This window comes from Ruegeria sp. CE8, assembly GCF_056537465.1.
This window is the reverse complement of the sequence record NZ_JBQFRP010000004.1, coordinates 178,250-195,615: the sequence shown is the minus strand read 5'-3', so window position 1 is coordinate 195,615 and position 17,366 is coordinate 178,250. Positions and strand designations below refer to the sequence as shown.

Annotated in this window: 17 protein-coding genes; 8 read left to right on the top strand and 9 right to left on the bottom strand. The window is 58.9% G+C overall.

Features of this window, described 5'->3' with window-relative positions; genetic code table 11:
• Positions 1–71: 71 nt before the first annotated feature.
• The 3 genes from ACR0AA_RS09390 (at position 72) to ACR0AA_RS09380 (ending at position 4,132) form a co-directional block, all read left to right on the top strand.
• The gene (locus ACR0AA_RS09390; RefSeq protein WP_480664179.1) at positions 72–221 is read left to right on the top strand and encodes a hypothetical protein; all 150 of its coding nucleotides are present in this window, start codon (positions 72–74) and stop codon (positions 219–221) included.
• A gap of 65 nt (positions 222–286) precedes the next feature.
• The gene (gene lysA, locus ACR0AA_RS09385) at positions 287–1,552 is read left to right on the top strand and encodes a diaminopimelate decarboxylase (protein WP_480664177.1); all 1,266 of its coding nucleotides are present in this window, start codon (positions 287–289) and stop codon (positions 1,550–1,552) included.
• A 36-nt stretch (positions 1,553–1,588) separates the two neighbouring features.
• Positions 1,589–4,132 (top strand): TIGR02302 family protein, encoded by a 2,544-nt coding sequence (locus ACR0AA_RS09380; RefSeq protein WP_480664175.1) that lies wholly within the window; start codon positions 1,589–1,591, stop codon positions 4,130–4,132.
• Positions 4,133–4,141: 9 nt separating this feature from the next.
• On the opposite strand, the gene ACR0AA_RS09375 is transcribed toward ACR0AA_RS09380, so the two are convergent.
• Positions 4,142–4,879, bottom strand: a complete 738-nt coding sequence (locus ACR0AA_RS09375) for a zinc-ribbon domain-containing protein (RefSeq protein ID WP_480664173.1) — start codon at positions 4,877–4,879, stop codon at positions 4,142–4,144.
• Between the two features lie 183 nt (positions 4,880–5,062).
• On the opposite strand from ACR0AA_RS09375, the gene ACR0AA_RS09370 reads away from it, so the two are divergent.
• Genes ACR0AA_RS09370 through ACR0AA_RS09355 form a run of 4 tightly spaced genes read left to right on the top strand, consistent with a single transcriptional unit; the run spans position 5,063 to position 7,968 of the window.
• Complete coding sequence (locus ACR0AA_RS09370; protein ID WP_480664171.1) at positions 5,063–5,740, top strand: cell division ATP-binding protein FtsE; 678 nt, start codon at positions 5,063–5,065, stop codon at positions 5,738–5,740.
• The gene (locus ACR0AA_RS09365; protein ID WP_480664169.1) at positions 5,737–6,636 is read left to right on the top strand and encodes a cell division protein FtsX; all 900 of its coding nucleotides are present in this window, start codon (positions 5,737–5,739) and stop codon (positions 6,634–6,636) included. The genes ACR0AA_RS09370 and ACR0AA_RS09365 overlap by 4 nt, the downstream gene beginning before the upstream one ends.
• The gene (locus tag ACR0AA_RS09360; RefSeq protein ID WP_480664167.1) at positions 6,636–7,376 is read left to right on the top strand and encodes a lysophospholipid acyltransferase family protein; all 741 of its coding nucleotides are present in this window, start codon (positions 6,636–6,638) and stop codon (positions 7,374–7,376) included. The genes ACR0AA_RS09365 and ACR0AA_RS09360 overlap by 1 nt, the downstream gene beginning before the upstream one ends.
• Complete coding sequence (locus ACR0AA_RS09355) at positions 7,363–7,968, top strand: pyridoxamine 5'-phosphate oxidase family protein (RefSeq protein WP_480664165.1); 606 nt, start codon at positions 7,363–7,365, stop codon at positions 7,966–7,968. The genes ACR0AA_RS09360 and ACR0AA_RS09355 overlap by 14 nt, the downstream gene beginning before the upstream one ends.
• Positions 7,969–7,977: 9 nt before the next feature.
• Here the strand turns inward: ACR0AA_RS09355 and ACR0AA_RS09350 are convergent, their stop codons facing one another.
• Positions 7,978–8,571: an NAD(P)H-dependent oxidoreductase gene (locus tag ACR0AA_RS09350; RefSeq protein WP_480664163.1), complete on the bottom strand. Its 594-nt coding sequence runs from the start codon at positions 8,569–8,571 to the stop codon at positions 7,978–7,980.
• 102 nt (positions 8,572–8,673) lie between these two features.
• On the opposite strand from ACR0AA_RS09350, the gene ACR0AA_RS09345 reads away from it, so the two are divergent.
• Positions 8,674–9,252: a TetR/AcrR family transcriptional regulator gene (locus tag ACR0AA_RS09345; RefSeq protein WP_480664161.1), complete on the top strand. Its 579-nt coding sequence runs from the start codon at positions 8,674–8,676 to the stop codon at positions 9,250–9,252.
• Between the two features lie 20 nt (positions 9,253–9,272).
• On the opposite strand, the gene lpdA is transcribed toward ACR0AA_RS09345, so the two are convergent.
• From lpdA to ACR0AA_RS09310, 7 genes are all read right to left on the bottom strand, one after another.
• On the bottom strand, positions 9,273–10,661 hold the full coding sequence (gene lpdA, locus ACR0AA_RS09340; RefSeq protein WP_480664159.1) for a dihydrolipoyl dehydrogenase: 1,389 nt from the start codon (positions 10,659–10,661) through the stop codon (positions 9,273–9,275).
• A 91-nt stretch (positions 10,662–10,752) separates the two neighbouring features.
• Positions 10,753–11,142 carry an MAPEG family protein gene (locus tag ACR0AA_RS09335; protein ID WP_480664157.1) on the bottom strand — a complete coding sequence of 130 codons (390 nt, stop codon included), beginning with the start codon at positions 11,140–11,142 and terminating at the stop codon, positions 10,753–10,755.
• 82 nt (positions 11,143–11,224) lie between these two features.
• Positions 11,225–11,494, bottom strand: coding sequence for a hypothetical protein (locus ACR0AA_RS09330; RefSeq protein WP_480664155.1), 270 nt, complete (start codon positions 11,492–11,494; stop codon positions 11,225–11,227).
• Between the two features lie 2 nt (positions 11,495–11,496).
• Positions 11,497–13,014: a 2-oxoglutarate dehydrogenase complex dihydrolipoyllysine-residue succinyltransferase gene (odhB, locus tag ACR0AA_RS09325; protein WP_480755893.1), complete on the bottom strand. Its 1,518-nt coding sequence runs from the start codon at positions 13,012–13,014 to the stop codon at positions 11,497–11,499.
• A 3-nt stretch (positions 13,015–13,017) separates the two neighbouring features.
• Entirely contained in the window at positions 13,018–15,975 is a 2,958-nt protein-coding gene (locus ACR0AA_RS09320; protein ID WP_480664151.1) for a 2-oxoglutarate dehydrogenase E1 component, read from the bottom strand.
• On the bottom strand, positions 15,972–16,514 hold the full coding sequence (locus ACR0AA_RS09315; RefSeq protein WP_480664149.1) for a DUF805 domain-containing protein: 543 nt from the start codon (positions 16,512–16,514) through the stop codon (positions 15,972–15,974). The genes ACR0AA_RS09320 and ACR0AA_RS09315 overlap by 4 nt, the downstream gene beginning before the upstream one ends.
• Positions 16,501–17,364, bottom strand: coding sequence for a hypothetical protein (locus ACR0AA_RS09310; RefSeq protein ID WP_480664147.1), 864 nt, complete (start codon positions 17,362–17,364; stop codon positions 16,501–16,503). The genes ACR0AA_RS09315 and ACR0AA_RS09310 overlap by 14 nt, the downstream gene beginning before the upstream one ends.
• Positions 17,365–17,366 lie beyond the last annotated feature (2 nt).

Below are 17,366 nucleotides of genomic sequence, written 5' to 3'. Positions count from 1 at the left end.
ATTTCGCTGTGGTTATGCCCATTTACCGGGCGTAACGGCGTTGCGCCAAGTTCTGAAAAGAAGACCAAAAAATGAAAATCATCGGCCTGATTCTTTCCCTTGCTGTTCTGGCGGCTTGCGACCCTTCGTACAAACCCAGTCCTGAACCTTCGGACACATCAAGCGGATCCGGCATCAAAGTATCGGGCTATGGCCGCGTTGGCGTCTCAACGTCCAACTGATGCAACACCGCGACTCGCGCAGAATCCATTGATCCGCGAGGCCATTTTGGTCTAAGCGCGCAGTCATGGATCACTTTCTCTACCGCGACGGCGCGCTTTACGCCGAGGATGTCCCGATTTCCGAAATCGCAGCCGCGGTCGGAACTCCGTTCTATGTCTATTCCACCGCGACGTTGTCGCGGCACTTTCAGCTGTTCGACGATGCGCTGGAGGGCACCGATCATCTTGTCTGCTATGCGATGAAGGCGGCCAGCAATCAGGCGATCCTGAAAACGCTCGCACAGGCGGGCGCGGGGATGGATGTGGTGTCGGGTGGGGAATACCTGCGCGCCAAGGCCGCCGGAGTACCTGGCGAAAAGATCGTGTTCTCGGGCGTTGGCAAAACGGCGGACGAAATCCGCACCGCGCTGACTGGCGGTATCCGCCAGTTCAACGTGGAATCTGAGCCCGAGATGGAAGTGATCAATGCCGTTGCCTTGGAGCTGGGCGTGGTTGCCCCGATCACCGTGCGGGTGAACCCGGACGTGGATGCCAAGACCCACGCCAAGATCGCGACCGGCAAGTCCGAGAACAAGTTCGGCATCCCCATCGCCCGCGCGTCCGAGGTGTACGCCCACGCTGCCAGCCTGCCGGGTTTGGAAGTGATCGGGATCGACGTCCATATCGGCTCACAATTGACTGAGCTGGAGCCGTTCGAGCTGGCCTATACCAAAGTGGCCGAACTGACCGAAAAGCTGCGCTCAGAAGGGCACAATATCCGTCGACTTGATCTGGGCGGCGGTTTGGGGATTCCCTACACGCGTTCGAATGATGCGCCGCCGCTGCCCGTTGAGTACGGAGCGCTGATCAAGAAAACGCTGGGTCATCTGGATTGCGAGATCGAGATCGAACCCGGCCGTCTGATCGCCGGCAATGCCGGATTGATGGTCAGCAAGGTTATATATGTGAAATCAGGCGAAGGTCGCGATTTCCTGATCCTCGACGGCGCGATGAACGACTTGATCCGTCCTGCCATGTACGAGGCGCATCACGACATCGTCGCCGTGCAGGAACCCGCACCGGGCGCGGAACAACAGCCTTATGACATTGTGGGTCCGGTCTGCGAAACCGGCGATACCTTCGCCAAACAACGCAATATGCCACCGCTGGAACCAGGCGATCTGGTCGCTTTCCGCAGTGCCGGGGCCTATGGCGCGGTGATGGCAAGCGAATACAACACGCGCCCCCTGATCCCCGAGGTTCTGGTGCATGGGGATCAATTTGCAGTTATTCGTGAACGCCCAAGCTTTGACGAAATCATAAACCGCGATACCATACCTACGTGGCTTTGACGCGATAGGCGCGCGGGCCCGGTCAGGAGGCCCGCCTTGAGCGCAAGACAGAACCTGCCGATCCCAAGACTGTCCCTGTGGCTGACGCACGCAGGGATGCTGGCCGAGCAGGTTTTGCGCGCATTTTGGCCGTTTTTCTCGGTTTTGATGGCAATTCTGGCGGCTTTGATGCTGGGCTTGCAGGACGAAGTCAGGGTTGAAATCGTTTGGGGTTTCGGGGCGTTGGCGCTGTTGGGCTTGGTCGCCGCGCTGTTCGTCGGCGCAAGGCGATTCCATTTCCCCACGCGGGCCGAGGCGCTGATGCGGCTGGATGCGGCCCTTCCGGGGCGGCCCATTCAGGCCTTGATGGATGAACAGGCCATCGGCGCGATGGACGCGGATTCGGTGGCATTGTGGCATGCGCATCAGAACCGAATGGCGCAGCGTGTCGCTAAGGCCGAACCGGTCAAACCGGACCTGCGGCTGGCCAGTCGCGATCCTTACGCACTGCGCTATTCAGCTTTGTTGGCGTTGGTGATCGCCGCGATGTTCGGCTCGTTCTGGCGGATTGGTTCGGTGGCTGAAATGACTCCGGGCGCTGCAGTGGCAGGGCAGGGGCCAAGCTGGGAAGGCTGGGTCGAGCCACCCAGATATACCGGGTTGCCGACGCTCTATCTGGCTGATCAATCCGATCCGACGTTGACGGTCCCGCAAGGCAGCCGAATTACTTTGCGGTTCTACGGCGAGGTCGGCGCGCACAGCCTGACGGAAACAATTACGCCTCTGGGAACTGATGGCGCGACCCAGCCGGAACAGGACTTTGTCGCCGAACAGACCGGGCAGTTGACGATCGATGGCCCATCCGGCCGCAACTGGGCGCTGAACGTGATGGCGGATATGCCGCCTAAAGTCGGTGTCGCCGGTGTGGCCGAGGCTGAAGCCGGTGGACAAATGAAACTGCCCTTTGCCGCCAGCGACGATTATGGCGTTGTGTCCGGTTCCGCACTGATTGAGCTTGATCTGCCATCTGTGGACCGCCGTTATGGTCTGACCACCGCCCCTGAGTCGCGCGAGGTGATCGAGGTCGAGCTGCCGATGCCCATTACGGGCGACCGGGCTGATTTCAGCGAGGACCTGATCGAAGACTTTTCTCAGCACCCATGGGCGCATCTGCCTGTAAAAATCACCCTGTTGACTCGCGATGCCGCTGATCAGGAAGGGCAATCCGAACCTTATATGACCGCGCTGCCCGCACGTCGCTTCTTTGACCCGCTGGCGGCGGCCGTGATTGAACAGCGCCGGGATCTTCTGTGGACGCGCGATAACGCCACTCGGGTTGCTCAGATCCTGCGCGCGGTTTCGCATCTGCCCGAAGACCTTTTCCGTTCCGATACCGCCTATCTGCGTCTGCGCGTGATCCTGCGCCGGTTGGAGACGTTCAACGACTACGGCCTTAAGCCAGAGCAACAGGCGGAGATCGCAGAAGCCCTGTGGGAGCTTGGCGTTCTGATCGAAGACGGCACGCTTGCGGATGCGCTTGAACGGATGCGCCGTGCGCAGGAACGTCTGTCCGAAGCGATGAAGAACGGTGCAAGTGACGAAGAGATCGCCGAACTGATGCAGGAACTTCGTGAGGCAACGCAGGACTATATGCGCCAACTGCAGCGCCTGGCACAGGAGAACGGCGAATTCGACGAGAACCAACAGGGCCAGAATGGCGAGTCCATTCAGATGACGCAGGATGATCTGCAACGCATGATGGACCGCATTCAAGAGCTGATGGAACAGGGTCGCATGGCCGAGGCGCAGCAGGCGCTGGAAGAGTTCCAGCAGATGATGGAAAACATGCGCGTCACCCAAGGTCAGGGCCAGGGCCAGCAATCAGAAGGCCAGCAGGCGATGGAGGGGTTGGCCGAAACTCTGCGCGAACAGCAGGGTCTGAGCGATCAGGCGTTCCGCGACTTGCAGGAACAGTTCAACCCCGGTGCGCAGGCTGGTGAAAGCCAGGGCAACGAAGGGCGCTCGGGCGGTCAGGGCCGTGGGCAAAGCCATGAAGGACAGGGCAATCAGGGTCAGGGATCGGAACAAGGCGGTGGCGGTCAGCAGGGTCAGGGATCACTGGCGGATCGCCAACAGGCCTTGCGCGATGAGCTGAGCCGCCAGCAACAAGGTCTGCCTGGCGCCGGAACCCCCGAAGGTGATGCCGCACGCGACGCGCTGGACCGTGCGGGACGGGCCATGGATGGTGCCGAAGAGGCGTTGCGAAGTGACGATCTGGCCGAAGCCATCGACCGCCAATCCGAGGCGATGGAGGCCCTGCGTGAAGGTATGCGCTCATTGGGCGAAGCGCTGGCGCAAAACCAGCAAAACCAGCCGGGCCAGGGATCACAGGACGGCGATATGCAGGCCAACAACCGCGACCCTCTGGGACGCAGCCCGGGCGCGAACGGGTCAATCTCAACCGATGAAAACCTGCTGCAGGGCGAAGACGTCTATCGCCGTGCGCGCGAATTGCTGGATGAAATCCGCCGCCGTACCGGTGAAACGGATCGCCCCCAGATCGAGTTGGAATACCTCAAACGCTTGCTGGAGCGGTTCTGATCGCTTCCGTCAGTTCGATGTCGTGCTGGTACCGGCCTGCGTCTCAAGCCAGACGCGCGCCTGATCGACCAGCGAGACATAGCTGTTCAGCACTGGATCGGCCTGCGGAACCGCTTCGGAGATCTTTTGGGCATTGCCGTAGATCAGAAACAGGACCACACCGATAATCAGGACCAAAAGAAATCCGCGCCGGAAGCCTCCGGATTTACGCGGCAGAGGCTCATCCTCTTCCACTTCCGATATGGGTTCGTCGCTGCGCAGGCTGGAATTGATCGCCTCGACATCCGGCAACGCGTCCTTCTGACCTGAATCCTTGGCGGTTTCTGTGGCGATCAGGTCCTTGGCGACTTTTTCCGCTTCGGGCGGAGCGTCCAGGGCCAAATCTGTCTGCGTCTCAAGGCTACCGCCCTCTTGCGCGCGCAGGCCAGCCTCACGTTCGGCTTCCTCTTTGAGGATATTGGCGACAGCGGGATCGACATTCCCGGTCGAGGATGCCTCGGCGGGCTCGGGCGCTGGTTTGGGGTCTTCAGCGGGCTTTTCTTCTGGTTCCTGCTTTGCAGCCTTTTCCGCGGGTTCAGCAACTGGCGCTGCAGGTTCCGTTTTTACCGGTTCAGCCTCAGTTTCGGGATGCTTTGCCTGGAACCAGGTCTTTTCGCAGTTGGAACACTGCACATCGCGGCCTTCCTCGGGAATGACCTCGTCTGGTACTTCGTACTGAGCGCCACAATTCGGACAAGTAAGACGCATGCTGCCTCCCGGTCGGGGTGTCGACCTGATAATAGTTTTTTCAGGGATGATATTCCGTTAAGACCTGACCGCAAAGGGTGTTTTCGGTTTCACACGGCAAGTGTCACCAATTCGACCCGGTGCAGGCATTGAAACCACGACCGCGCTCGGGCAAGAAGAGCGGCAACAAGAACGGGGGCCCCTGTGATCGAGCTGGAAAACGTCAGCTACACCTATGGTGATGGTGAATTGCTGAGCGATGTGTCGCTTCAGTTGCAGCCGGGTTCGTTCCACTTTCTGACCGGGCCGTCCGGTGCGGGAAAGACCACTCTGCTCAAGCTGTGCTACGGTGCGTTGTTGCCCACGTCGGGGCGGTTGAATGCCTTTGAACAGGACATTGCGCGCCTTGACCGCGACCAGATGGCATTGCTGCGACGCCGGATCGGGGTCGTGCATCAGGATTGTCGTTTCCTGGATCACATGACCCTGGCCGAAAACGTCTCTCTGCCGCTGATGGTTTCAGGAAAAGGTGAGAACGCCCAGAAAGAGGACCTGCTGGAGTTGCTGAGCTGGGTGGGGCTGGGCACACGGCTTGATGCGCTCCCACCCGAGCTGTCTGGCGGCGAACGTCAACGCGCGGCGCTGGCGCGTGCGGTGATCCTGTCACCGGACGTTGTGTTGGCAGATGAACCGACCGGCAATGTCGATTGGGAGATGTCTCAGCGCCTTCTGCGGCTGCTGGTCGAACTGAACAAGATGGGTAAGACCGTGTTGATCGCGACCCATGACCTCAGCCTGATCCGAGCCACAAAAAGTCAGGTTCAGGCCCGCGTCTTGCGTATTTCGCAGCGCCAGATTCAACTGGCGGGGGCGGACCTATGAGCAAGGGCACCATCCGCAGCATGCTAACCCGGGACAAGCGCGCCGACAGGGTTGTGCCGCCGTCGGGCTATACGGCGCAACTGACATTATTCGTGGCGGGCGCGATGGCGTTTCTGGCCGTTTTTGCGCTTGCGTTGTCATTGGCGTCGGGCCGTCTTGCGGACCGCTGGGCATCGGAACTGGCCGGGGCCGCCACACTGCGTATCAATGCGCCAGCTGAACAGCTTGCCGCCCAGACCGAGGCCGCGCTGACAGTTCTGGCCCAAACGCCCGGTGTCGCTTCGGCCCGCGCGTTAAGCGCGGAAGAACAGGTCGCCCTGCTGTCTCCGTGGTTTGGTCCCGATCTGCCCTTGGACACGCTGCCGGTTCCACAACTGATTGAAATCGTAGAGGGTGCGCCGGGTCTGGATGCTGCAGGTCTGCGCCTGCGACTGGGGGCAGAGGTGCCGGGGGCCGTGCTGGACGACCATTCGCGCTGGCGCGAACCGCTGGTGGATGCGGCGACCTCACTGCGGCGGTTGGGCTGGGTGTCCATTCTGCTGATCGGTGGCGCAACGGCGGCCATGATCACGCTAGCCGCCAATGCATCCCTTGCCGCCAACGCGCAGATTATCGAGGTGCTGCGCCTTGTCGGAGCCCGTGACCGTTTTATCGCCAGTGCATTTGTACGTCGTTTCACCTACCGTGCGTTCTTTGGCTCTCTGGTTGGGGTGCTGTTCGGCATGACCGGCGTTTTGCTATTGCCCGAAGCCGCGGAAGAGGGCGGCTTTCTGACCGGGTTGGGATTTCAGGGGGGTGGCTGGCTGTTGCCTGCGCTGATACCCCTGCTGGGGGCTGCGGTGGCGTTTTTGGCCACATGGACAGCCGCAGCGCGTAAATTAAAGGAGCTTTCCTGATGGCTACAGCGATCCAATGGGTCCGCTCATTGATCTTCATGATCGTGATTTATGCGTGGATGCTGATACTGGGTATCGTGTTTGCTCCTTATGCGTTGTTCAACAAACGCGGGGCCTTGCAGGCCTGCAAGACATATGCGCGCACGACGATCTGGATGGCTGGATGGATGGTGGGTATCCGATGCGAAGTGCGTGGAACGGCACCTGTCGACGAGGTCGTGATCGGAGCCAAGCATCAGTCGTTCCTCGATATCATCATGATCTTCGACGCCATTCCACACGGTAAATTCATCATGAAGAAGGAGTTGCTGTGGACGCCGATCATCGGCCTCTATGCCCGCCGCCTTGGCTGCATTCCGGTCGATCGCGGCAAAAAGGGTGCAGCAGTGGCCAAGATGGTCAAGGACGTGGCCAAAGAGTTTTCGGAACCTGGTCAGTTGGTGATTTATCCGCAGGGTACGCGCGTCGCGCCCGGGGTGAATAAACCGTACAAGGTCGGGACTGCGGTTCTGTACGAGGGGTTGGGTTTTCCCTGCGTTCCTGTTGCCACAAACGCCGGTGTGTTCTGGCCCCGGACGGGGGTGATGCGCAAACCCGGTCTGGCGATCGTCGATTTTTTGGATCCAATCGAACCGGGGATCGCACGGAATGCATTTCTTGGGCGCCTCGAAGACGTTATCGAAACGCGGTCCAATGAGTTGATGCGCGAAGTGGGGTTTGATCCGGATGGAATTCGTTAAGGACATCGAAACGCTCGAAGCTCTGTACGGCAAGCCCGGTGCGCCTTCGCTGCGAAAGGTGGCGCGGCATCTGACGCCGCTTTATCGCAAATGGATTATGGCCTCGCGTCTGTGCGTGCTTTCTACCGTGGGCCCCGAGGGCGTTGATAGCAGCCCGCGCGGCGATGACGGCCCGGTTGTTCTGGAGCTTGATCCGCAAACGCTGGCGATGCCGGATTGGCGCGGAAACAACCGGCTGGACAGCTTGCGGAATATCGTGCGCGATCCGCGAGTGTCGCTGATGTTCATGGTGCCGGGTTCGAACAATGTGGTGCGCCTGAATGGAGCCGCTCGCGTTACTACCGACGATTCCTTGCGAGCCCGGTTTGAAAAGCAGGGCAAACGCCCGGCTACTGTCATCGTCATAGAGATCTCTGAGGTTTACACGCAATGCGCTCGCGCGCTGATGCGAGCGCGCACCTGGACGAGCGGGGATGAGACGGAACATCTGCCCACCGTGGGTGAAATCCTTGCCGAGGCGTCCGATGGTGAGGAAGGTGGCGCGCGCTATGATCGGGAATGGGGCGCGCGCGCCGAGAAGACAATGTGGTAAGCACCGCGATCAGGCCGCCGCAGCGCCGATCTTGGCCACCTTTGAAATCCAACGCTCCACGCTGCCGGGTTTTGGATAGCTGGCACCTGCGAAATAGGTGAACCGCGTTGGTTTGAAGCCGACAAATCCCAGAATCTGGTCGCGAACCTGCCGGATCAGAGCTTGCCGGTAAATCAGACGCATGAACCAGCCGGGCGTGTCCGATGTCAGGATGACCCGGGCCGTGCGCCCGGTCAGCATTGGTGCCGGAAAGCCGATCTTGGTCGTGTTCCGTGTGTCGAAGGTTCGCCCGGGGATGAATGTCCGGTCGATCAAACCTTTCAGTTTGGCGGGCAGGCCACCCCACCACATCGGTGCTGTCAGAACCAGGTGTTCGCTCCATTCCAGGTCCTGAAGCACGTGCTCCAACACCGGCTCCAGCGGTTTGAAATCTTCGTAGTTGCCCTGACCAAAGTCATGGTCGAACTGCAATTCGCTCAGATGGATCATGCGTACATCATGCCCCTTTTGTCGCGCGGCATCGGCATAGGTTTCGGCAAAAGTACGGGACAGGCTGGTTTCGCCGGGGTGTCCGTCGAGGATCAGTATTTTCTTAGTTTGCATCGGGAATCTCCTAAAAGTGACCGTGGTCATTTTGTAGGCTAAAAAAATGACCACGGTCAATATCAAATTTGACCGTGGTCAAAAAATATGCGAACAGGGTGTATGCAAAAGACAATTCAAAAACGAACCCTCAAAACGCGCGCACGTCTGATCGAAGCTGCAGAGGACGTTATTCGTAAGAACGGCTATCAGGCGCTTCGGGTAGAAGAAGTGGTTCAGGCAGCAGGTGTCGCCAAAGGTACCTTCTTCGCGCATTTTCGCGACAAGGACGCTTTGATGGAGCGCCTGATTGGAGAAAAGCTGGTTGCCTGCTTTGACCAGGTCGAGCAGGGGCCAGTTCCGCATACGGCACCGGAAATCGCAACCGCGCTGGAACCAATCCATACATTCATGACTTCGGAGCGATACGTGTTTGACCTGATCATTCGCTATTCAGGCGCTGCGGCAATCGTCGAAGTGGGTCCGATCGCGCAGTGCTTTGAACGTTACGTGCGCATGGTCGCCGGCTGGCTGGAAACCGCCAAAGTCCGCAAAGACATTTCCACCGACCTGCTGGCCGAGGGCGTTCAGGCTTTCGCCATTCAGTCGATGTCGTTGAAATTTTGCGCCCTGCACGAATCCCAGAGCTTTAAGGACAGATTGGAAATCTATCTTGATGCGTGGTTGACCCCGGCCAGCTGAAGGCCGCCGGGGTCAACTTATCAGCTGTGGATTGGCCCATCACCACAGGCCAAAGCGGCCTCGCGTACGGCCTCGGAATAGGTTGGGTGGGCATGACAGGTCAGAGCCAGATCTTCGGCCGAGGCACCGAACTCCATTGCCACACAGACCTCGTGGATCAGTTCACCCGCAGCTGGGCCGATAATGTGACAGCCCAGAATGCGGTCCGTCTCTTTGTCGGCCAGGATTTTCACAAACCCGTCCGTCATCAAGTTCGCCTTGGCGCGGCCGTTGCCCATGAACATGAACTTGCCGACCTTGTAGGCGCGGCCTTGTTCTTTCAGCGTCTCTTCGGTTTCGCCGACATTGGCGACCTCGGGCCACGTGTAGATCACACCCGGGATGACGCCATAGTTCACATGGCCATGCTTGCCTGCCACTTGCTCGGCTGCGGCCATACCTTCATCTTCGGCCTTATGGGCGAGCATCGGGCCGTCAATTACGTCACCAATTGCATAGATACCCGGAACGTTGGTTTGCCAGTCGGCACCAACCTTGATCTGACCTCGCGGCGACATCTCGACGCCCAGAGCCTCAAGACCCAGACCGTCCGAGTAGGGTTTGCGGCCCGTTGCGACCAGCACGGTATCGGCGTCTATCACATGCTCGCTGTCATCTTTACGCAGCTTGTAAGTCACTTTTGCCTTTGTCTTGGTCGCCTCGGTCTTTTGAACCGCCGCGCCCATGACGAATTTCAGGCCCTGCTTCTTGAGAATACGCTGGAAGGTCTTCTGCACTTCGGGGTCCATGCCCGGAGTGATTGCGTCGAGGAATTCGATCACCGTAACCTCGGCCCCCAATCGCTGATAGACTGAGCCCAGTTCCAGCCCGATCACGCCCGCGCCGATGACCACCATCTTCTTCGGGATCTTGCCCAGCGACAGCGCACCGGTCGAGGTCACGACGACCTTTTCGTCGACTTCAACACCGGGCAGTGAGGACGGCTCGGACCCGGAAGCGATGATGATGTTCTTAGCAGTGTGGATCTCATCCCCCACCTTGACCTGACCGGCGGCAGGAATCGAACCCCAGCCCTTCAACCAGTCGATCTTGTTCTTTTTGAACAGGAATTCGATACCCTTGGTGTTGCCGTCGATCGTTTCCTGCTTGTAGGCCTGCATCTGCTTCCAATCGACCGAGGGGCTTTTGCCTTTCAGGCCCATCTTGGCAAAGTTATGCTCGGCCTCATGCAGCTGATGCGACGCGTGCAACAGTGCCTTTGAGGGGATGCAGCCCACGTTCAGGCAGGTGCCGCCAAGCGTGTCACGTCCTTCGACACAGGCGGTTTTCAGGCCCAGCTGAGCGCAACGGATGGCGCAGACATAGCCGCCGGGGCCGGATCCGATTACGATAACGTCATAGTTTGCCATATGTCAGGTCCTTATCGTTTGCGGGGATGGCGACAGTTTTTATTTGCGCCGGGGCCGTTCCCCATTTTGTTAATCTATGCTGGCGACGGAATCAAAGAAGCGTAGCCAGCAGCATTGCAGTGGTAGCCGCCAGTCCGACGATCCAGATTACGGTCCGCCAAGGCGTCCATCCGAATGCGTAGGCGGGAGCGTAGAGAAGCCGGGCAATCAGATAGACCCAGCTGCAGGTGGCGGTGAAACTATTCGACTGGCCGGAAACCGTCAGAACAAGCGCAGCAATTCCAAAAAGAACCAAGCCTTCGGTGTGATTGCAAAGAGCGCGGTGCAAGCGTCCGGAAACCCCCGGCTTGTCAAAAGGTACATCGCGGGGGCCGATGGCATGACCAAGGTCAATCTTCCCATGCCCGGCAACCAGATAGGCCACGAATTGTGCGACCCAAAGCAATGCGGCAAGGGACAAGACGGTCAATTCCGTGTTCATCCGGGGGGTTCCTTTGAGTTCGCCAAAGGCATCAGGTTACCAGTAGGTTCTGCGCCCCCCAGCCGGGGCGCAGAACCCAATATCAAACAGGTTGAAGTACCTTGACCTGGATATGCGCCACACCACCGCGTTCGTGGTGCATGGCCAGCTCTTCAGACTCCATAAAGTCCTGGGCCCGGTCCAGATCCGCAACTTCGAACATGGCAACCGCGTGATCTTTCTGATCCGGGTCTTTCCAGATGTGGAGGTCGCGGATGCCCGCGGCCTCTCTCATCGGCTTGTCCTCGCGGAACACTTTCAGCCAGGCATCGAAATCGGCCACATCGGCCTGCCAGAGTACATGTGTCGCCATGATTACAGATCCATCAGCAGGCGGCGCGGGTCTTCCAGCGCCTCTTTTACACGGACAAGGAACGTCACGGCGCCTTTGCCGTCCACGATCCGGTGGTCATAGGACAGCGCCAGATACATCATCGGGCGGATCTTGATCTCACCATTGATGACCATCGGACGGTCCTGAATCTTGTGCATGCCCAGAATACCCGACTGCGGGGGGTTCAGAATCGGCGAGGACATCAGCGAGCCATAGACACCACCGTTCGAGATGGTGAAGGTGCCGCCCTGCATTTCCGCCATGGACAATTTGCCATCGCGGGCACGTCTGCCCTTTTCGGCGATCGCTTTTTCGATGGCGGCAAAGGACATGCTGTCGGCGTCACGGATGACGGGAACCACCAGACCCTGCGGTGTACCGGCAGCAACGCCCATGTGTACGAAGTTCTTGTAGACGATGTCGGTGCCGTCAATCTCAGCGTTGACCTCGGGAACCTCTTTCAGCGCGTGGCAGCAAGCCTTGGTGAAGAAGGACATAAAGCCCAGACGGACGCCGTGCTTCTTCTCGAACTGGTCCTTGTACTGATTGCGCAAAGCCATCACTTCAGTCATGTCCACCTCGTTATAGGTGGTCAGGATCGCGGCGGTGTTTTGAGCATCTTTCAGACGCTTAGCGATGGTCTGGCGCAGACGGGTCATGCGCACGCGTTCCTCACGCGATGCATCTTCTGCCGCGACCGGAGCGCGCGGTGTCGGTGCGGCGGGCGCGGGTGCTGCTGCAGCAGGCGCCGGGGCCGCTGCCGTTGCAACCGCGCGGGCCACGTCTTCTTTCATGATGCGGCCATCGCGACCAGTGCCGGTAACCTGATCTGCCGAAAGACCAGCCTCTGCCATGGCTTTCTCGGCGGACGGCGCGTTGGCAACGTCCTTGCCGGTGCTGGCCGCCGTTGCCGGTGCTGCTGTAGCTGCCGCCTGGGCCGCTGCTGCTCCTGCCGCCGCGCCGGAGATGACCGCCAGCTTGGCCGTCGCATCCACTGTGGCTCCTTCGGGTGCCACGATTTCAGCCAGTACGCCCGCAGCCGGAGAAGGAACTTCGACCGAAACCTTGTCGGTTTCCAGTTCGCATAGCATTTCGTCCTGCGCGACGCTGTCGCCAACTTGCTTGAACCATGTTGAAACGGTGGCCTCGGTCACGGATTCGCCTAGCGTAGGCACCATAACGTCGACACTTCCGCCGGAGGCGGCTGGTTCCGCCGCAGCCGCCGGGGCCGGGGCAGCTGCAGGGGTGGGCGCGGCGCCTTCACCAGCAGCAATGGTCGCCAGCAGCGCATCAACACCAACGGTTTCACCTTCGGCGGCGACGATCTCGCCCATCACGCCAGCGGTGGGCGAGGGGACTTCGACGGTGACCTTGTCGGTCTCCAACTCACAGAGCATTTCGTCCACGGCAACGGCGTCGCCGGGTTTCTTGAACCATGTCGCAACCGTGGCTTCGGTGACCGATTCGCCAAGCGTGGGAACTCGAACTTCAATGGACATCGATTATTTTCCTTCAATGCTCAGCGCTTCGTCGACCAGCGCTTCTTGTTGGGCTTTGTGTTGGCTGGCCAGACCCGTCGCGGGTGAAGCCGATGTGGCGCGGCCGACATAGTGCGGCCGTGTATGCTTGGCACCGATGCGCGTCAGAACCCACTCGATGTTCGGCTCGATAAAGGTCCAGGCACCCTGGTTCTTGGGTTCTTCCTGACACCAGATCATCTCTGCGCCCTTGAAACGTTCAAGTTCGTTGATCAGCGAATGCGCCGGGAAGGGATAAAACTGCTCGATCCGCAGCAGATAGACGTCGTCGATACCACGTGCGTCACGTTCTTCCAGAAGGTCATAATAGACCTTGCCGGAACACATTACGACGCGCTTGATCTTGTCATCCTTGACCAGCTTGGTGTCCGAATTGCCCTTTTGCGCGTCATCCCACAACACCCGGTGGAAACTGGAGCCGGTGGTAAAATCGTCGGCCGTGCTGACCGCCAATTTGTGACGCAGCAGCGATTTTGGAGTCACCAGAATCAGCGGCTTACGGAACGTGCGATGCAGCTGACGGCGCAGGATGTGGAAGTAGTTCGCAGGCGTCGTACAGTTTGCCACGATCCAGTTGTCCTGACCGCACATCTGCAGGAACCGTTCCAGACGGGCCGAGCTGTGCTCGGGGCCTTGCCCTTCGAAACCGTGCGGCAGCAGGGTGACCAGACCGGACATCCGCAGCCACTTGCTTTCGCCCGAACTGATGAACTGGTCGAACATGATCTGTGCGCCGTTGGCGAAGTCGCCGAACTGCGCCTCCCACAGGGTCAGTGCATTGGGTTCTGCCAGTGAGTAGCCGTATTCGAAGCCCAACACTGCATACTCGGACAGCATCGAGTCGATGACTTCGTACTTCGACTGACCTTCGCGGATGTTGTTCAGTGGGTAATACCGCTCTTCGTTTTCCTGGTGCACAAAGCCCGAGTGGCGTTGGCTGAACGTGCCGCGTGTCGCGTCCTGACCGGACAGGCGAACCGGGAAGCCTTCGGTCAGCAAAGAGCCAAAGGCCAGCGCTTCACCGGTCGCCCAGTCAAAGCCCTTTCCGTTGTCGAACATCTGTTTCTTGTGATCCAGCAGACGACCCACAGTCTTGTGCAAGGCAACGTCCTCAGGCGCGTGCGTCAGAGCCTTGCCGATCTCGGCCAGAGTGTCAGGAGTGATCGCGGTTTCGCCGCGCACGTATTCTTCTTTGTTCTTGTCCAAATGCGACCAGCGCCCGTCCAGCCAGTCGGCCTTGTTGGGCTTGTAATCCTTGCCGGCTTCGAACTCATCGTTCAGATGCGCTTGGAAGGCGGCTTTCATGTCCTCGATCTCACCTTCCGGAATCAGGCCATCCTTGACCAGGCGTTCGGTGTACAGAGACAGCGTAGTCTTATGTGTCTTGATCTTCTTGTACATGATCGGGTTGGTGAACATGGGCTCGTCGCCCTCGTTGTGACCAAACCGGCGATAGCAGAAGATGTCGATGACCACGTCCTTGTGGAACTTCTGACGGAACTCGGTCGCGACCTTGGCGGCGTGGACCACGGCCTCGGGGTCGTCGCCGTTCACGTGGAAGATCGGTGCCTCGACCATCAGCGCGATATCGGTGGGATACGGGCTGGAGCGCGAGAAGTGCGGCGCGGTGGTGAAACCGATCTGGTTGTTGACCACGATATGCATGGTGCCACCGGTCTTGTGACCGCGCAAACCCGACAGGCCGAAGCCTTCGGCCACTACACCTTGGCCGGCAAAGGCCGCGTCGCCATGCAGCAGGATGCCCATCACCGCGGTACGGTCCGTGTCGTTCAGCTGATCCTGCTTGGCGCGGACCTTGCCCAGAACCACCGGGTTCACCGCCTCAAGGTGCGAGGGGTTCGCAGTCAGAGATAGGTGCACGCTATTGCCGTCGAATTCGCGGTCGCTGGACGCGCCAAGGTGGTATTTTACGTCGCCCGACCCGTCCACATCCTCGGGCTTGAAGCTGCCGCCCTGGAATTCGTTGAAGATCGCGCGGTAAGGTTTGCTCATCACGTTGGCCAGGATATTCAGACGGCCCCGGTGCGGCATCCCGATGACGATGTCCTTGATCCCCAAGGCGCCGCCGCGCTTGATGATCTGCTCCATCGCGGGGATCAGGGCCTCACCGCCGTCCAGACCGAACCGCTTGGTGCCCATATATTTGACGTGCAGGAACTTTTCGAAACCTTCGGCCTCGACCATCTTGTTCAGGATCGCCTTGCGGCCTTCCTTGGTGAAGGCGATTTCCTTGCCGTAGCCTTCGATCCGCTCTTTCAGCCACGCGGCCTGTTCGGGATCAGAGATATGCATGTATTGCAGCGCAAATGTACCGCAGTAGGTCCGCTTCACGATCTCGACGATCTGGCGCATACTGGCCATCTGTAAGCCCAGCACGTTGTCGATAAAGATCGGCCGGTCCATGTCGGCTTCGGTAAAGCCATAGGTCTTGGGGTCCAGCTCGGGGTGTGTGCTGGCGGCGCGCATACCCAGCGGATCCAGATTGGCGGCCAGATGGCCGCGGATCCGATAAGCCCGGATCAGCATCAGGGCCCGCAGGCTGTCCAGCACTGCGCGTTTGACCTGATCTTCGCTGACCGCGACGCCTTTGTCCGCCGCTTTGTCCTTGATCTTCTTGCCCGCCGCCTTGGCGTCAATCTCGGCCCATTCGCCCGTCAACGCGCCCGTCAGGTCATCCGCTGGCATCGGAGGCCAGTCGCTCCGCGCCCAGGACGGCCCTTCAGCCTCGCGCTGCACATCCGGTGTGGCGTCACCCATCGCCCGAAAGAATTCGACCCAGGCGGCATCCACCGCGTTCGGGTCCTTGGTATACTGGGCATAGAGCTGCTCCAGATATTCCGCATTGTGCCCCTGCATAAAGCTTGAGGCATGAAAGGCAGAGTTGGGCGTATGTTCGGTCATTGGGCTACCTCATGTGGGTTGGGACCGTATTGGTTGGTGCCTGGTTGGCTGGGGCGGGTCAGCCACCACAGAACCAGGAGGGGCGACACAAACAAAACAAGCAGTGTCGGAAGGACGACCAGCAAAGTGGCGCGGGTGAACAGGATGTCCAGATTGCCGCCGTGCTGAAAACTGGAGGCAAGGCCAATGCCAAAGATCAGAACACCAGCGGCCCCGACGATCAGCAGGATCGGCAACAGAGCGTAAAGCCCGCTGCGCCCGGTATCATGCATCCGCCGCCACGCGACGGCCAGATGCGGGAAAAAGACGATCAGGCCGACGATGCTTTGCACCGGCGCAGAGGACGTGGCAGTGACGGATTTCACCTCATCGCTCGGGCTGACCGAGACTTGCGTGAAAAACTGCCAGTCAATGATCCCGGCGATGATGTTCCAGATCACGATGAACAGGAAAAAGAACCAGTATTCGGGCCGCGAGGCACGACCCGAGAAGGTGAAGAACTTGGAGAAACAGGTGCGTATGGCGTCAGAGAAGGTCATGATATCTGCTGTCCGATACTATGATAACCCATTCGCCCGAATCCGTTTCCGACGCGAACCCCGGTTCGATCTCTATCGCCGCAACTATGGCTGAAGGAAGACGGTGCTTCTTCCCAACACCAGTAATTAACCTGACAAGCGTTCGAGACGTGGGAGCGAACGCCTTCTTTGTCGCGGTATATAAGGTGAAAGGCCCCCGGTTCTCGGTTTCGAAGCGCCATTCTGTGCCATCCACAAATTTTCGCGCAATTTGAGCAGGTACGCCAAAAATTTCGCAAACTGAGCCGGGGACAATAAACCCGCTGTCTTTCCAAATGACGGAGACCTCTTTCGAATACCACCAAGCGCTGCCTCCAACGATGCCAAAGTCATTCCACTCTCCATCGCGCGAATTAGAGCTTTTCAGCTTGGCGTGGGCTTCAATCTGCCGCCTAACATTTTTGAGGTTGTACTCCAAAGCCAGATCAAGTTGGAGTTTTCTGGCCATTGCTTCGGGAATATCTGCCCGAAGACTGTTGCTGACTTCAGGATCAAAGAGCCATCTTACCTCTGGAAACAATAATTTTGCTTTACTCGTTTCAGCGAATTGCTCGGCTTCGTCCAATAGCACTTCCGAAAACTTGGAGTTGCTATCTAGCGACCGCAGACCGGGACGATTTTCAAAGTTTAGATCGGTTTCATCGACGCAAAGGTCGATCAAGGTTTCTAGTTCGGATAGCGAAAACTCTTCAGCCGTTGCAACGCTGCTCAACGCTGAAAAAAATGCAGAAAAGAAAACTGTACGCAAGCATCCAAAGGCCGACCCAAAGGCTGCCCTCGTCAAATTGAATGCTTGCGTACTCTTTGGCATTG

Excerpts from the sequence above, each read along its gene's own strand:
- lpdA (WP_480664159.1), bottom strand. The coding sequence starts at position 10,661 with ATGGCAAACTATGACGTTATCGTAATCGGATCCGGCCCCGGCGGCTAT.
- ACR0AA_RS09350 (WP_480664163.1), bottom strand. The coding sequence starts at position 8,571 with ATGCAAACTAAGAAAATACTGATCCTCGACGGACACCCCGGCGAAACC.
- ACR0AA_RS09345 (WP_480664161.1), top strand. The coding sequence starts at position 8,674 with ATGCAAAAGACAATTCAAAAACGAACCCTCAAAACGCGCGCACGTCTG.
- ACR0AA_RS09315 (WP_480664149.1), bottom strand. The coding sequence starts at position 16,514 with ATGACCTTCTCTGACGCCATACGCACCTGTTTCTCCAAGTTCTTCACC.
- lysA (WP_480664177.1), top strand. The coding sequence starts at position 287 with ATGGATCACTTTCTCTACCGCGACGGCGCGCTTTACGCCGAGGATGTC.
- ACR0AA_RS09330 (WP_480664155.1), bottom strand. The coding sequence starts at position 11,494 with ATGGCGACACATGTACTCTGGCAGGCCGATGTGGCCGATTTCGATGCC.
- odhB (WP_480755893.1), bottom strand. The coding sequence starts at position 13,014 with ATGTCCATTGAAGTTCGAGTTCCCACGCTTGGCGAATCGGTCACCGAA.
- ACR0AA_RS09365 (WP_480664169.1), top strand. The coding sequence starts at position 5,737 with ATGAGCAAGGGCACCATCCGCAGCATGCTAACCCGGGACAAGCGCGCC.
- ACR0AA_RS09375 (WP_480664173.1), bottom strand. The coding sequence starts at position 4,879 with ATGCGTCTTACTTGTCCGAATTGTGGCGCTCAGTACGAAGTACCAGAC.
- ACR0AA_RS09335 (WP_480664157.1), bottom strand. The coding sequence starts at position 11,142 with ATGAACACGGAATTGACCGTCTTGTCCCTTGCCGCATTGCTTTGGGTC.
- ACR0AA_RS09360 (WP_480664167.1), top strand. The coding sequence starts at position 6,636 with ATGGCTACAGCGATCCAATGGGTCCGCTCATTGATCTTCATGATCGTG.
- ACR0AA_RS09310 (WP_480664147.1), bottom strand. The coding sequence starts at position 17,364 with ATGCCAAAGAGTACGCAAGCATTCAATTTGACGAGGGCAGCCTTTGGG.
- ACR0AA_RS09320 (WP_480664151.1), bottom strand. The coding sequence starts at position 15,975 with ATGACCGAACATACGCCCAACTCTGCCTTTCATGCCTCAAGCTTTATG.
- ACR0AA_RS09390 (WP_480664179.1), top strand. The coding sequence starts at position 72 with ATGAAAATCATCGGCCTGATTCTTTCCCTTGCTGTTCTGGCGGCTTGC.
- ACR0AA_RS09355 (WP_480664165.1), top strand. The coding sequence starts at position 7,363 with ATGGAATTCGTTAAGGACATCGAAACGCTCGAAGCTCTGTACGGCAAG.